Source organism: Priestia sp. TRN 1309, assembly GCF_050846875.1.
GTDB classification, from domain to species: Bacteria; Bacillota; Bacilli; order Bacillales; family Bacillaceae_H; genus Priestia; species Priestia zanthoxyli.
In genome coordinates, this window is sequence record NZ_JBOZGM010000004.1 from 595,317 (window position 1) to 609,603 (window position 14,287).

16 protein-coding genes are annotated in these 14,287 nt (G+C 38.0%); 3 read left to right on the forward strand and 13 right to left on the reverse strand.

Features of this window, described 5'->3' with window-relative positions; translation table 11 throughout:
• Window position 1: 1 nt before the first annotated feature.
• Together ACRPLQ_RS19245 and ACRPLQ_RS19250 are read right to left on the reverse strand one after the other, a co-directional pair.
• Window positions 2-931: an ABC transporter permease gene (locus tag ACRPLQ_RS19245; protein ID WP_080963405.1), complete on the reverse strand. Its 930-nt coding sequence runs from the start codon at window positions 929-931 to the stop codon at window positions 2-4.
• 14 nt (window positions 932-945) lie between these two features.
• Window positions 946-1,770, reverse strand: a complete 825-nt coding sequence (locus tag ACRPLQ_RS19250; RefSeq protein ID WP_033578456.1) for a M55 family metallopeptidase — start codon at window positions 1,768-1,770, stop codon at window positions 946-948.
• A gap of 252 nt (window positions 1,771-2,022) precedes the next feature.
• On the opposite strand from ACRPLQ_RS19250, the gene ACRPLQ_RS19255 reads away from it, so the two are divergent.
• Window positions 2,023-3,318 (forward strand): purine/pyrimidine permease, encoded by a 1,296-nt coding sequence (locus ACRPLQ_RS19255; protein WP_034266563.1) that lies wholly within the window; start codon window positions 2,023-2,025, stop codon window positions 3,316-3,318.
• 30 nt (window positions 3,319-3,348) lie between these two features.
• Here the strand turns inward: ACRPLQ_RS19255 and ACRPLQ_RS19260 are convergent, their stop codons facing one another.
• The 3 genes from ACRPLQ_RS19260 to ACRPLQ_RS19270 all read right to left on the reverse strand — a co-directional run bounded on the left by ACRPLQ_RS19260 (window position 3,349) and on the right by ACRPLQ_RS19270 (window position 9,553).
• The gene (locus ACRPLQ_RS19260; protein ID WP_432236234.1) at window positions 3,349-7,554 is read right to left on the reverse strand and encodes a tetratricopeptide repeat protein; all 4,206 of its coding nucleotides are present in this window, start codon (window positions 7,552-7,554) and stop codon (window positions 3,349-3,351) included.
• 167 nt (window positions 7,555-7,721) lie between these two features.
• Window positions 7,722-8,963, reverse strand: coding sequence for an MFS transporter (locus ACRPLQ_RS19265; protein ID WP_028414028.1), 1,242 nt, complete (start codon window positions 8,961-8,963; stop codon window positions 7,722-7,724).
• A 302-nt stretch (window positions 8,964-9,265) separates the two neighbouring features.
• Window positions 9,266-9,553 (reverse strand): hypothetical protein, encoded by a 288-nt coding sequence (locus ACRPLQ_RS19270; protein WP_028414029.1) that lies wholly within the window; start codon window positions 9,551-9,553, stop codon window positions 9,266-9,268.
• Window positions 9,554-9,828: 275 nt separating this feature from the next.
• Between ACRPLQ_RS19270 and cspD the strand changes: the two genes are divergently transcribed.
• Complete coding sequence (gene cspD / locus ACRPLQ_RS19275; RefSeq protein WP_013056175.1) at window positions 9,829-10,032, forward strand: cold-shock protein CspD; 204 nt, start codon at window positions 9,829-9,831, stop codon at window positions 10,030-10,032.
• 59 nt (window positions 10,033-10,091) lie between these two features.
• Here the strand turns inward: cspD and ACRPLQ_RS19280 are convergent, their stop codons facing one another.
• The 3 genes from ACRPLQ_RS19280 to ACRPLQ_RS19290 are packed head-to-tail and all read right to left on the reverse strand — an operon-like array spanning window position 10,092 to window position 11,286.
• Complete coding sequence (locus tag ACRPLQ_RS19280; RefSeq protein ID WP_028414030.1) at window positions 10,092-10,364, reverse strand: DUF2564 family protein; 273 nt, start codon at window positions 10,362-10,364, stop codon at window positions 10,092-10,094.
• Between the two features lie 56 nt (window positions 10,365-10,420).
• The gene (locus tag ACRPLQ_RS19285; protein ID WP_013056173.1) at window positions 10,421-10,603 is read right to left on the reverse strand and encodes a zinc-finger domain-containing protein; all 183 of its coding nucleotides are present in this window, start codon (window positions 10,601-10,603) and stop codon (window positions 10,421-10,423) included.
• 29 nt (window positions 10,604-10,632) lie between these two features.
• Entirely contained in the window at window positions 10,633-11,286 is a 654-nt protein-coding gene (locus ACRPLQ_RS19290) for a ribonuclease H family protein (RefSeq protein ID WP_028414031.1), read from the reverse strand.
• A 219-nt stretch (window positions 11,287-11,505) separates the two neighbouring features.
• On the opposite strand from ACRPLQ_RS19290, the gene ACRPLQ_RS19295 reads away from it, so the two are divergent.
• Window positions 11,506-11,904 carry a reverse transcriptase-like protein gene (locus ACRPLQ_RS19295; protein ID WP_243494379.1) on the forward strand — a complete coding sequence of 133 codons (399 nt, stop codon included), beginning with the start codon at window positions 11,506-11,508 and terminating at the stop codon, window positions 11,902-11,904.
• Between the two features lie 6 nt (window positions 11,905-11,910).
• Here the strand turns inward: ACRPLQ_RS19295 and ACRPLQ_RS19300 are convergent, their stop codons facing one another.
• The 5 genes from ACRPLQ_RS19300 to ACRPLQ_RS19320 form a co-directional block, all read right to left on the reverse strand.
• The gene (locus ACRPLQ_RS19300; RefSeq protein ID WP_013082383.1) at window positions 11,911-12,186 is read right to left on the reverse strand and encodes a DUF6123 family protein; all 276 of its coding nucleotides are present in this window, start codon (window positions 12,184-12,186) and stop codon (window positions 11,911-11,913) included.
• Between the two features lie 61 nt (window positions 12,187-12,247).
• The gene (locus ACRPLQ_RS19305) at window positions 12,248-12,709 is read right to left on the reverse strand and encodes a divergent PAP2 family protein (RefSeq protein WP_013056169.1); all 462 of its coding nucleotides are present in this window, start codon (window positions 12,707-12,709) and stop codon (window positions 12,248-12,250) included.
• A 130-nt stretch (window positions 12,710-12,839) separates the two neighbouring features.
• On the reverse strand, window positions 12,840-13,154 hold the full coding sequence (locus ACRPLQ_RS19310) for a hypothetical protein (protein ID WP_013056168.1): 315 nt from the start codon (window positions 13,152-13,154) through the stop codon (window positions 12,840-12,842).
• Between the two features lie 105 nt (window positions 13,155-13,259).
• Window positions 13,260-13,517, reverse strand: coding sequence for a DUF2533 family protein (locus ACRPLQ_RS19315; RefSeq protein WP_013082381.1), 258 nt, complete (start codon window positions 13,515-13,517; stop codon window positions 13,260-13,262).
• A complete protein-coding gene (locus tag ACRPLQ_RS19320) occupies window positions 13,514-14,287 on the reverse strand; it encodes a nucleotidyltransferase domain-containing protein (protein ID WP_432236235.1) in 774 nt (257 codons plus the stop codon). Before ACRPLQ_RS19320 ends, ACRPLQ_RS19315 begins: the two co-directional genes overlap by 4 nt.

Here is a 14,287-nt window from a genome sequence, read left to right on the forward strand (position 1 = left end):
GTTATCCCTCCTTCTTATACAGTTTGATTCGTGGATCAAGTATTCCGTAAGCAATGTCTACTAAAAAAAGCATAATGATGAGAATCGAACTGTAAAAGACCGTAGTGCCCATAATTACGGGGTAGTCTCTCGTATTAATACTGTCCACAAAATATTTCCCCATGCCAGGAATAGCAAAGACTTGTTCAATAACAAATGTGCCAGTTAATACGCTGGCTGCAATCGTTCCAAGAACTGTTATAACAGGCATTAAAGCATTTCTAAGCGCGTGTTTAAATACAATTTTCATTGGCGAAAGCCCTTTTGCACGCGCTGTTCGAATATAATCTTGAGTCAGTACTTCTATCATGCTTGAGCGAGTCAAACGTGCAATAATAGCCATAGGACCTGTGGCAAGAGCTAGAGTCGGAAGAATCATATGTAAAGGGCTTGTCCACGTAGCAGCGGGTAAAATTTTAAAATTAACAGAAAGCTGTTGAATTAACAACGTGGCCATAACAAAATTTGGAATCGACAATCCGATAACTGCTATGCTCATCGCAATGTAATCAATTATTCCGTTTCTTCTAAGAGCAGCGATAATGCCTAGTGTAATACCGGAAATCACCGCAAGAATTAACGTCACCATTCCAAGTTCAAATGACACGGGAAACCCTCTTCCTAAAAGGTCGTTAACCGTTTGAGACGGCTGTTTAATAGAAGGACCAAAGTCAAAGGTAACAATGGATTTCAAATAAAGAACATATTGCACAACTAGCGGCTCATCTAAGTGATAAAATGATTCCAGGTTTTTTTGAACTGCATCGCTTGTCGCTCGTTCTTCATTAAATGGAGATCCAGGAATCGAATGCATTAAAAAGAAGGTTAAGGTCACAATTACCCACAGCGTAACAAGCATGGATAAAAATCGCTTTAAAATATAACTTTTCACCTTTATCCCACCTTCTAACAGAATGTTGTGCGCGTAGCTAATTCAGTCATAACAAGCATGGCCTGATAAGCTTCTAAAATATCTTTTGCTTGAAACCGAACGGTCGTCGTTCCAGGTTCAATTTCTGTGCCCGGCATTAAATGCGCCCACTCTGCTTGACCATAATTTGCAAATTCTATTCGTAAGGTTGGGTGTTTAGGTGGAATTAAAGGTTTAACAAGGTGTTTGTGCTGAATAGCTGCGGCTGTTTTTTCTTGAAGTAATTGTTCTGCTTTCTTAGGGGTTAATGTTTTGGCTGCAGAACGTGAAATGGCCTGTTTGACGATAGCAGTCGTCACGTTTGGAATAAGCTGCTGTGCTTCCAGCGCCGTTTGGTCATCACCAGCTACCATTAAAACTGGCACGCCGTAATAGCCTGCGACGTATGCGTTGAAGCCTAACTCTCCAATATTCATATCGTCTATGTACATATTGCGAGCACCAAATATCATTGAATGAGACATGACACCAGGCATGGATGCTTTAGCATGATACCCTAGAAATATAGCACCATCAAAAGTCTGATCTAATCCCTGTACCATTGAATATGGTTTTACGCTTCCTGAAATAAGCTGAGTTTCTGGATGAAGCCGTTCAACAAGGAGATTATTCATACTCGAATGACTGTCATTTACCACAACTTCTGAGCACTTTTCTCTAAACCCTGCATAAATGACTGCATTCGCTTCATCCGTCATTATTTTGCGGCTTCTTTCATAATTCTCTTTCTCTCGCAGAACATTTGTGTGATCGACGAGTCCCGTAATTCCTTCCATATCAACCGACAGGTATAGTTTCATTTGTCTTATCCCTCCTCCTTCCTTGACTGTTAGTCAGTTCATTATAAATTATTCTTATGTTTATAATTTATAATTGTAAGAAAATTATAAAATATCTTTCTTCTTTTTACAACAATATATTGAATCTTTTGACATTTTACTCGTCATCCTTTTAACAAGATATCGCTTACAAATTGGAAATCCCATGGTAAAATAATAGAGCAACCTGTTGGTTCATTCAGCCGCTCGTCGGCATTAATTGAGGTGTTAAGAATGTTTCGAGTTTCCATTGCTTCGCTACAATGGTTTTTATTTATGATTTCTAATAGTATGATTGTTCCTATTGTAATTGCTTCTCAGTTTCATTTAAACGCAGCAGATTCTATTCAATTTTTACAGCGAACGTTATTTATTTTGGCTTTATCCGGGCTCTTGCAGGTATTTATAGGGCATAAATACCCAATCATGGAAGGGCCAGCTGGCGTTTGGTGGGGCGTCTTTTCTCTGTATGCGAGTCTTGGAACCGTTCTGTTTGGTTCTCACTCCGAAACGCTTCGCGTGCTGCAGTTCACCCTTCTTATAAGCGGGATAATTGCTATTTTAATGAGCCTGTTTGGTCTCATTGATAAACTAGCAAAATACTTTACTCCAACGGTTACCGGTACATATTTAATTTTATTAGTGACGCAGCTCAGCGGTTCCTTTTTAAAAGGAATGTTTGGCATTACAGAAACGAATTCAGCTATTAAACTTCCAATTGCGCTGACTTCAGCTGCGATTTTGCTGCTGACTTTTTATTTATTATCACACCGGACGTTAAATAAACTCAGCATTATTATTAGTATTGGTGTAGGCTGGGGAGTATTTGCAATGTTAGGGTTAGCTAAACCTATCGAATTTCAGGCGCAGTTATTTTACATACCTAAAGTGTTTGTATTCGGAGCTCCTCGCGTTGAATGGAATATGGTTGTTACTGCTTTTTTTGTAACACTCATTTTAATTACAAACATGCTCGCTTCTATTCGTGTTGTTGAGTCTGTTTATAAACACAAAGGAGAAAAAATTGAAAAAGACAATATTAAACGTTCCGGGATGGTTTCGGGTATAAGCCAGCTGCTTGGAGGATTGTTTTCAGGTGTCGGTGCCGTTCCTATTTCAGGTTCCGGTGGATTTATTTCAGCTACAAATATTTATAGCCGAGTTCCTTTTATTGTAGCATCGTGTCTTTTGCTTTTTCTGAGTATCTTTACCCCTTTAACATCCATTATGTCCGCTCTTCCTCCTGCCGTCGGATACGCGGCAATCTTTCCTGTTTTTACAGGTATGATGGCTCTTGGAATTGGAGAATTCAAGCATGCCAAACAGCCCGAAAAAGCAATGAAAAAAGCAGGTATTGCGCTGCTGTCGGGGATAGGGGTTATGTTTTTGCCTTCTCAAGCTTTTTCAACACTTCCTCCTTTAGTTACTACGTTCTTAAGCAATGGATTAGTTCTTGGTACCATTATCATTCTTGCACTGGAAATTTTCGAATCACTTTCGTTGAAAAGACAAGATGCAAAAGAGGGATAAAAAAAAGAAGCTGAAACTCAGCTTCTTTTTTTACCTTTTTACCGTTAATCCTTTTAGTTCATCGTCTTCCATAGCCATTTCATAAAATTCTCCCGTTTCATCGTGCGTTAAAACATAATCCAACTCTTCCTGAGCAGAGGCAGTTTTTCCAAGAACAGCTAGGTAGCATGCCAAGTTATAGCGAATAAAAAGATCTTCGTCTCCGCTTTCTACTCTGGTTATCATAAGCGAAGCTGCTGCTTCTGTTTCACCTTCTAAATGATACGCGATACCTAAATCGGTATACATTCCTTCATACTCTTGATGCTGTTCAATTGCTTTTTGAAGAAGCTGAACAGTTTCATGATAACGTTCCGTTTTATTATACAGTTTTGCTAGTCCTGCATATATGTCAGGCTGATAAATCTCCTGCTGAAGTAATTCTTGAAAAGCAGCCTCTGATTTTTCTACCTCTTCAAGGTTACTCAAAATAAATGCTCGGTATATCTGCAAATCTATATGATTTGGCTGCTGTTTGAGAAGTTTTTGAACTAAGTTTAGCGCTTCATGTGCAGCCTGTTCATTTTCTTGGATATTAACGAGTATATTGGCTAAATGATAGGCAACATCAAAATCCCAGCTTTGATGCAGCGATTTTTTCAGCACGGTGATGCTATCTTCAATCAACCCTTTCTCTTCGTAAAAAGCCGCAAATGCATGCACAGCCTCTTTATTATTTCGATCCGTTTTTATGGCAAGTTCATACAATTCAATCGTTAAGCCAAGCAGCGTAACCGTTTTTGCTTTTGCTTTGAATTTTGCTAAGCTTCGTTTGAAGATAGATCCTTGCTGCTCTTCTACGACCGAATCGGCATACTCATTTAAAGCCTCGGCTGCGTTTTTAAATAACAAACTTTTGCTTTGTTTTTCCATTTTTATCTTTTTTAAATCTGCCGTAAGCCCGGACAGTTTTTTTCCATTTGGAAAGCTAGACATGAATGTTTGAAATAGAGCGTAATCTTCCGGATCCTCACTTAGCAACTCTGTAAGAACTTTTCTAGCTTCTTCATATCTCTGTTCCATGATGAGCCATTTTGCCTGATGATGGCGAATAGCAGGATTCTGTAGATCTAGTTCAAGAGCCTTCTCTAGATACGCTTCAGCCTGTGAAATGTCTCCTTTTAGACGATACACATGAGCCTGGCTGTCAGCGAGCCATTGAGGTAGCACAATTTCCTCTACGCTCTTTAATACCTCTAACAGCTCTTCATACTCTTTCTCTGTTTCACAAAGTGAAGCTACGTGCTCAACGTTTACTTCCATAGGATTCAGCTGTATCCATTGAAGCAGCCAATTTCTTTCAGCCGTTCGATTTTGTTCTTCACAAGCCATTTCGGCAAGCTTCATACAAGCGGCTTCAAATGTTTTATCAAGAGTTAAGCACTTTTGGAAGGCCTCTTTTGCTTCAGTGATGCGATTCATTGATTGATATATTTCACCTAGCCGATAATATGGCAAAGCATCTTGCTTGATACGAAGCGCTTGATGATAAAGTTTCTCACTTTTTGTTAGCTGCTTGGCCTGTTCGTATAATATACCTAAATAGCACATGTACAAAATCTCATTAGGGTGCTCTTGATGTTCTGCAGTTAAAAACTTAATTCCACGAGTCAATAACGCCGTGTCTTCTAAATAACCCGTATATGCTTCTAACACTTCATCTAACGCTGTTTGAGCAAAATGAATTCCCTCTTCATAAAGAGCAAATCCAAACTCTATCGTTTGATTGTCTAGCTCCTTTTGTTTTGCTGCATCTAAAAGCATGCTGCCTGCATCCAACATGACGTCGCTGTTCGATGAAAACTTCTGCGCAATAAGCGTGAGCGTATCAACGGCCGTTAAATGTTCACCTGTTTCTAAATACGCATAAGATAAACCCAAATACATAAGGGCATCTTCCTCTATTTTTAAGCCTTCTTTATACAGAGCAATAGCTTCTTCGTACCTTTGATTCGCGACGTATAAATCGCCTAGTCTTCCTCGAATTGTCATGTCGCCCGGTAGATGCTTCATGCCTTCTTTGAGATAGCTTTCAGCTTCGTCCGTTTTTTCTAGTTGATATTGTAGCAAATCAGCTATCGAAAGATATGGATAAGGAACAGTCGGCAAAAGCTGTTTAGCTACTTGAAACCCCCGGTAAGCTTTACGAAACTTTTTTAAATGTTCATCACAACGGGCTCTTTCAAACCAGCTGTGCGCATCTTTTGGGTTTTCCTTTAATAACGCGTCGAAAAGATTTCTGGCTTCTGCGTATCTTTCTTTCTCCATTAAAATAAGTCCGTGATTGATTTGTGTATAAGATTCATCACTATACATATTTAAGGAAATAGTCGAGCATTCAAAAGCCTTTTCGAGGTTTCCTTGGTACATGTATGCAAGTGCTAGATAGCTCCAGTTCAAATGCTGCTCTACGTCTAATTGCAGCGAGCTGCGCAGTGCTTCAACAGCCTCATCATATTTCTCTTCATCCAGCGCAATTCTTCCTTTAAGATAGTGATAAAAAGAGCTATGCTTTTTGTTATCTATGTGGTGTAACAAGGAAGATGCTCCCTTACTGTCGTCAAGTTTAAAAAAGGCATATGCGGCGTGAAGCTTAAGATAATCATGATTGCTATATTTCTCTAACACATGATTAATACACGTACGAATATAGGCTTCATGCTCTTTTCTGTACAAATGCTTCATACTGTAAATAGCGGAAAATGGAACATGCTCATTTGCTTTTAATAAAGAAACGAGATCGTTAATGTGGGCCTCTTCATCCGCTTCAACTAGTTCGATTAAGTCATACAGCTGACAGATAAACTCATCTTGCTCTTTAGAAAGTGAAGCGAGATCCGCTGCCGCTTTAGAAGCAACAATTGATAAAAACCCCGAATTAGCGTAATGCTGATCAAAATTTTTATATTCTACATATGTTGGACTTAGAAAATTAGCATCTTGTACATGGAAAAGTTCAAGTTCATCATCGTAGCCAAATACAACTTGAACGTGGGAAGCTTGTTCAAATTCCAGACTGACCAAAATAGGCAGCCCTTTGTCTAATAGTTCTTTAAACTGTTCAACTGTGCCTGTGAAAAACATCGCTGCAAAGCCAAGAGATTCAAAGTAGCTCACCGCAGTTGATAATTTGGATCCTAAGCCGCCGTAAATACGCGTTCCAATCTCATCCTGTGTTTTTTCGGTATGTAAAAGCCTTAACATCATACTCATACTGGCTGGCACGCAATAATTATCTTTTTGAACGATGGGTACAATCGGAAGCTTGATTGTACTGAATTTATCGTCTGTATGCTTTCCGATTAATTTTTGATAAGGTGAATCTTTTAAACATCGCTTGGTCGAGAGCAGATGCATAAGCTGAGATTGCTGCTGCTGTTCAAAATAAATGTCGGCGCGCAGCAGCGTAAAAAAATCTTGATAATCGTGATAGGGTAACTTTGAGTCGATAAATTCAATCGTTTCAAGCAAGAGAGAATACTCTTTTAAATCTTTTAATCGCATCACTTTATCCATATATAAAGACGGAAGCTGTGGATAGCGAACAATAGCCTCGTTAATTGTTTCAAGCGCTTGTTCATGCTTCCCTTCGTACGCATATAAGTCCGCTAGCATTGCATAGCAAAAATCTCCATTCTCCTTATATGCCGTTCCTTCTTTTAAGCAGGCTTCAGCTTTCATTCTGTCGTTGAGCTGCAAATAAAAATATCCCCATCTGTCAGCCATACCCTTTTGGTTATGTGACGTTACTTGTTTCATCCACTTAGAAGCTTCATCCACTTGTTTCATTTCTAAAAGAATTCTTACCTTTAAAAAATAGATTTTCTCAAGCTGTTCCTTTTTAACTGATTCCGTATCCAGCTGAGAAATTAATAAAGAAAGTCTATCATCAGCGTCGAGTATCTTGCCTTCGCGCAGGAGATCATCGCAATAAAGAGTCACCATTCGAATCGAGCCAAATCGACGATAGCCATATGTCGTTAACATTCGGCTTACACGATTTAATAAAGCCTCATCACAAAAGCGGATAAGCTCGTACAGCTCTTCTTCCGTTTGTAAGTGTGTCAACCATTCTTTCACAATCCCCGCAAGGCTCTTTGGTTGAAGGCTTTGTACTTCTTCTGTTATATACGCTACAAGATCAAATATTTGATAATGATCCACCATGCTTTTTAATTTCTGATAATTTATACTCAATTCAAAACCACCTTATTCAATAAAATAAGAACTATTGCATCTGCTGTCTATAAATTGAAGTATAAGAAATTTCAAGGATTTTTTCTAGACACAATATAAATTTAAGCATATTGACGGGTCTTTAAATAGCAAAGAGCTGTCTTTTATCATAAGACAGCTCCGTAAAATCACACTTCAGCTTTCTTCAGTTTTACGCCGCCTTCAGGTTTTGGTTTGATAGCTTTTAAAACTAAAATGGCACCTACTGCACTAACCCCTAGAGACGTTTGGAACACAGCCATGTCCGACCACTTCATAAGCAATGTATAAAGAGGAGGCCCAGCTGCTACTCCGACAAAGCGCATCGAACTGTAAAGAGACGTAATGGTTCCTCTCTCTTCCTTTTCAATTCCTTCTGTAATAAGTGCATCAAGACTGGGAAGAGCTGCTCCAATTCCAATTCCACCAAGCACTAAAGTGAGTAAAATACTAAAAAGAGACGTATTAAAAAATAAAATGATGAAAGAACATGTTAACAATAAAAAGCCAAAAAAAGCAGACCACTTCATAACGATTTTATTGTTGCCAACTTTTTTCCCCGCCACAAAAGAAGAAATAGATAAAGCGAGCAAAGGAATAGCCATTACCAAGCCTTTTTTCGTATTCACAATATGATAACGCTCCTCTAGTATGGTCGATAGGTAAAATAAAACCCCGAATAATACAAGCATAATAATGGCGCCTAAAATAAAAATAGCCATAAGCCATCCAATATTTTCTTTGAGCGTCTTCTTCAAATCCTTCAAAAACTGCGTGATACTTTTCTTTTTTTGTTCAGATTCAGAAGAACTATCATTTTTCGGAACTTTTACTAAAAAGATAACTAAAAGAATCGAAATAAGGCAAAGAATAGGAATGAACCAAAAAGGAAGAAACCAAATCATAGCCGCTAAAAAAGCTCCCAGTATTGGGCTTAGTACTTTCCCAAACGTATTGGCTGTTTCAATTAAACCTAGTCCTTTTGTAATTTCTTGCTCGTCTTTGAACATATCTCCTACACAAGGCATCACAACAGGCATAGCCCCTGCTGAACCTATTCCTTGAATCGCGCGGCCAATTAAAATAACCCAAAATGGATTGGCCATTTGCCATGAAGCCCAGCCTGTTAAAGCCCCTCCTACTGCAGCAAGCAGCAAACTAGGAATAATAATTTTCTTGCGGCCAAATCGATCTGATAAATAACCAGCAATCGGGATTAAAAAAATAGCGAAAATTGAGTAGACCGTGATAATCATGGATACCTGCAGCGAGCTTATCTGTAGACGTTTTTCAATCACCGGCAACACCGGAATTAACATTGAATTTCCGAGGGTCATGATAAGTGGCACAGAAGCAAGAGCAAGTAAATCCAATTTTTTTCTACTTTCCATAGCGTCCTCCAAACCTTACTTCTAATTAACGTCACAATCACACGTTTTTCAATTTAAGCTTTATAAAACTTCTCGTGTTCATTGATTTCAAAGCTTAACTATCTCATTACATAAGATGATGTGTATCTATATTTTTTAGCTAAAAAGGTAATTGCTATTCATGGTTTCACTGTTCTTCTTTAATTTATTGAACTTTGTTATTTATTCTTGTTAATACTTGTAAAAACACATGTTTTTAATCCCATATATGAAGAAGCGTACGAGTATCTCCGTACGCTTCTTCATATATAGGCGTCATCTTATTACACTACTTCACCTCGATGACCATCTCCATCATACATAAACTGTTTATCAATAATATGTTCGATATATATGGTTGTCAAATCGCTTTTTTTCACTTGAGCTACAATTAATCCTAACGGATCACCAATGGTGAAGCTTGTTCCATTTTGAAACATTAACAGCTGCTCATTTAAATGCAATACGCGCTTATAAATTTGTTCTTTCTCTAGGCTGCTGCGGCTCTTTGCTGCTTCGAGCGTTGAAAATAACAAAATGATTTCTTTTCCATTTATTTGTGTACGATACATACACGACCCACTCCTTATCACCGCGTTAAAATTATGCTGACTATACTTTTATTATAAACTAAATTTTCAGTTATTTTTCATCTCACAAGAAATTTTTTTATTAAAAATAGACTATGTCCACGTTAAATAAAATTTAATTTTCAGAAAAGTTAAATTTTAATATTGAAATTTTATTTCTTCTTATTATATAATATAAACAATCATTTACCTCTATTGGAAATGATAATTCGAGTTTCAGCAGCATGATGCTGCACAGTACTAGGGGGATTCAAGTTATGCAAAATGGTAAAGTAAAATGGTTCAACAATGAAAAAGGCTATGGCTTTATTGAAGTTGAAGGCGGAAGCGACGTATTTGTACATTTTTCTGCCATCCAAAGCGAAGGTTATAAATCCTTGGAAGAAGGACAAGAGGTATCTTTTGAAATTGTAGAAGGCAATAGAGGCCCACAAGCCGCTAATGTCACTAAGCTATCATAAATAGATCTTTTTATTTTATAGTAAAAGAGACTCTTTTCTGAGTCTCTTTTTTGTTATACCTAGCGTTTGGCCTCAGTAAGCTGCTGGTCACATGTTTGAATAGACTGCATGCACTGCTGAAGAAATTGCTCGTCTACTCCTGTGCCATGAGCTTTGGCAGATTGAAGCTGTGCTTTTGCATCATTAAGCGCATTCGTTGCCTCTTCAAGCTGCTGAGGACTCATACTCATCGTAGCTGTCCCAATCATCTTTTGAGCAGATTGAATGGACACTTCTACTTGCTTTAAATCATTATATCCTGTTGTTACTTCTTCATTTGAAAACTTATCCATTGAAAGAACACCTCCATATGGATAGAATGAAGCTGCTGCCGACAAATTATACACGCTTACTTTTTAGTCAGCAAATCTCCATACTGCTTAATCTTTTCTCCTACGGTACACTCTTTAATACAAAACGTCTGAGCGTATGTTTTGCCCTTTTCTTTGTTAAACGTTTTTTTTACAAAACAATCACTACAGTAGTAATCCAATAACTCCGTTACTTCTTCTAATAATTGTTTACGTTCCACTCTCGTTCATCTCCATTTCGTTCTGTGTGTTACACTTGCTTCCTGCTAGCAATTGGTATCCCTTGAAGAGCTTGAGTCGCAAGCTGGTCGGCCTCTTCATTTTCCTTCCTTGAAATAGGCTCATATACCGGTCGGATACCAAGTTCCTGCATTTTATCTTCTATTCGATCTAAGTACCGATTAAACTCTTCTTCGAAACAGGGCCACTCCCCTGCAAGCTGATTTAATACAACCTGAGAGTCACCTCTAAACGTTACCGGTATATGATGAACACCAAGTTCCTCAAGCTCTTGTATTAAATAATAAAAAGCAGCATACTCTGCCTCATTATTTGATTCTATCTCTTGCAGTCTTGAGTTTCGTCGTATTCGGTAAGACTGGTTGTTCTGTTTAAAATAAATCACAACCCCAAGCCCCGCTAAAAGCGTATCATGCTCATAGCCTCCGTCAAAATATGCCACAATATCGTGAGGCTCTGTCTGTACTTCCTGTAAGAGCTTTTTCGCTTCTTTTACAGTCCATTTTTGCTGCTGCTCATCAAGTAGAAAAATTTCCTTCGTTCGACCTGTTTTTTCTAAATCACCCACAATCATTAGCGCCTCATTCGCATCTGTGAAATCGGATGTGAAAATTAACTGTTTATGTTTCGAGGATTTATAATGCCATTCAATTTGGAAATTCATAACGAGCATTCCTTTCATCAGCAATTTTGAATTCAACACTTTTTCTGCTTTTTTGTATTTTATCTTCTATTATGTCTTTTCATGACAGTTTTCTTACCTAATAAGCGGATTTTAGCGTTTATACGTGCTAATATAAAATAGCTGAAGTACTTATGATACAATACTATTGATGAAAAAACATGGTTTAAGCTTATATTGTTTTAACAAGGAGGCTGTATGATGATTGAAGTTTATATAGACGGAGCCACTGCTGGCAACCCTGGTCCTTCTGGAGCTGGTATTTTAATTAAAGGAAATGGTGAACATCATCGTTACGCTATTGTTCTTGGGACAATGACGAATCATGAAGCAGAGTACCATGCACTTCTTCATGCATTAAAAATTTGTTTAGAAAAAAAGTATACGAGCGTATCTTTTCGAACAGACTCTCAGCTAGTAGACCGCGCAATGAACCAAGAACACGTTAAAAATAAAGCGTTTGCTCCTTTACTGGAAGAAGCCCTCAAATTGTCCAGTCAATTTGATTTATTTTTTATAAAGTGGATCCCTAGCTCTCAAAATGCAGGTGCTGATCAGCTGGCCAGACAAGCCATTAATCAAAAAGAAGCAGGAATGTAATCCTGCTTAAATCATACCTGATGACTTTAAATATTGAATGGCTTGTTTTTGATTGCTAATACGATTTGATGTCAAATTCTCGAGGAGCGATACAAAAAAACTGCCGTCAAATTCTTTTTGTACTTTTAGTGTCCATTCAATTGTAAATATGACCATCTCGTCAGCTGCACGCGTATACTGCTGACCAAATGAAATAAATCCACGTGCATCTTCTGCTAAATGAAAGCCTTTTTCTTCAAGATAAAGAAGATACTCTTCAACGGTTTGAGCTGTTTTTGTCACTTTTTCGTCCCATCCTTTTGCAAAGGTTCTTCTTTATCTTAGCTTACTTTTGGCTATTTGACTATGATTTCCCTTCTAAAAAATAGCCAATTGCTCCAAGTGCTACTCCTAAAATGGCTCCGCCAATCACTTCTTCTGGCTGATGACCAAGCATTTCTTTCAAGCGCTGTTCCGTCAAATCGTGAAAGCCTCCGTCTGGAAGACCCGCAAGCTTTTCAATTTCTTCGTCTAACGTATTCACTTTAATAGTAATTTCGCCAGTCTGCCTTCGAATTCCTTGTGCATCGTACATCACAATAATTCCAAAAACAGATGCTAACGCAAAGTCAATCGTAGAAACACCTCTTTTTAATGCTACATAGGTAGCCAAAGAAGATACGCCGGCTGAATGAGAGCTTGGCATTCCACCCGACGCAGCAATCATCCGCATATCCCATTTTCCTGTTTGATACTTTTTAATTGGGATTTTTAAAGCTTGTGCTAAACCGATTGATGAAAGAGCAATGACAATTCCTTTATTCATATTGCTTCACCTCATCTATAGTTTGCGATGGATTGACATCTTGTACCCAAGCAAATATTGCCCAACAAAAAACGCCGGGCTAATCTGCTGACAGAGCAGACTAATCCCGGCGTTTTTGGAAACAGTTCTGTTATTTTTTACGCTTTTTTTGTGCAGCATTATTCATTTTGGCAGATTCAACTTCAGCATAAGAACCGAATTCTTGTCCATATTGATTATTTGCACTTTTATTAGCTTCTAACTTCTTGTTAACAGAATTATTTTGGTTTTGTTGCACGTTGAACTCAGAAGCAAACTCCCCAGCATAAGTGTCATTTGCACTTTTTGCACGCTTTGCTTTTTGAGCCTGATTTGCTTTAAACTCAGAAGAGAACTCTTGGTTATAATTATGCTTTGCATTGTTATTCGCTTGCGCATTTTTATTACCTAATTTTTGACGACCCATCGCTATCTCCTCCTATTTGTACCTCGTTGGTACACTATTAGTATGGATCAAGCGGCACGTCATATCCTGTTCAAATTAAGGTAAAAACACCAGAGCTTAGCACGTTTATATTCTTGCTACGTACTCTTTAACCATTTCTTCCGTCACTACTTTACGGCCTGGAATGATGGTATATTTTTGAGACAGCTCATTAATTTCTGCTGTTACAGCGTTAATACCGTCTACAGAAAAGGGCTTCCCTTCTTTGCAGAGAAGCACAGCTGCTTCAATAGCTTGCTCACGTCGAGCTTCTAAGCTGGCAAAAGCACGTACTAATTCGTGCTGTTTTTTAGAATGGGCTGAAATTTCTTTATGTACACTCATGTTCGTTCCTCCATTATATTATGCTGAGTTAGTAAAAATAAGTTAATGTCCTCATAACTGATTTGCTTTTCCGGTAATTCTTTTAAGTTTTTTTCTATCGCTACAGATTCTTTCTTAATGCTATCCAAAAAGTTTTTCATCTTTTCATTAAAAGCGACTTTCCCGCTTATCTTGCATTGTACAAATTGCTCAATGATGGATTGCTGCCTATCGTCGAGATTTGCCTGCTTACATAAATCGGCAAATAAAATGACAGGGAAACTGCGCTGCTTTACTACTACTTTCAGTGATAAAAATGCACGAATCAGTTGGAGCATCACTTTTATATCCTCTATTGTAACAGAAGATGTCAGATTTCTTTTACTATTTATCGTTAAAATTTTAAAATAATGATATCCCAATGCTTTTAAGGAATATGATTGAGCCATCATTTGCCGGAGCGGCTCAGCAAACGATGACTTTTGATAATAAACAAAAGGCGACCATAGCCACTCATAAAGCGAAGGGTTTGATTTTGTAAACAAATAAATGGTTTTGTACAAATCCCACCCTTGCATATCATAATTGCCTTCTGCTACATTAATGACCTCTTGAGGTCTATTGAGATGAAGATAGCGTGATGCTTTATATTTATATATAAAGCGGACGTCAAAATCACTCGCTAACGTGTCGAGTCCGTAAGCACGGCTCCCTGATTCACATGCAAACAAAATTTCTACATTATATTCTTTTTCAATTTCCTGTAAACGTTTATTTATGTGTGTAGACAT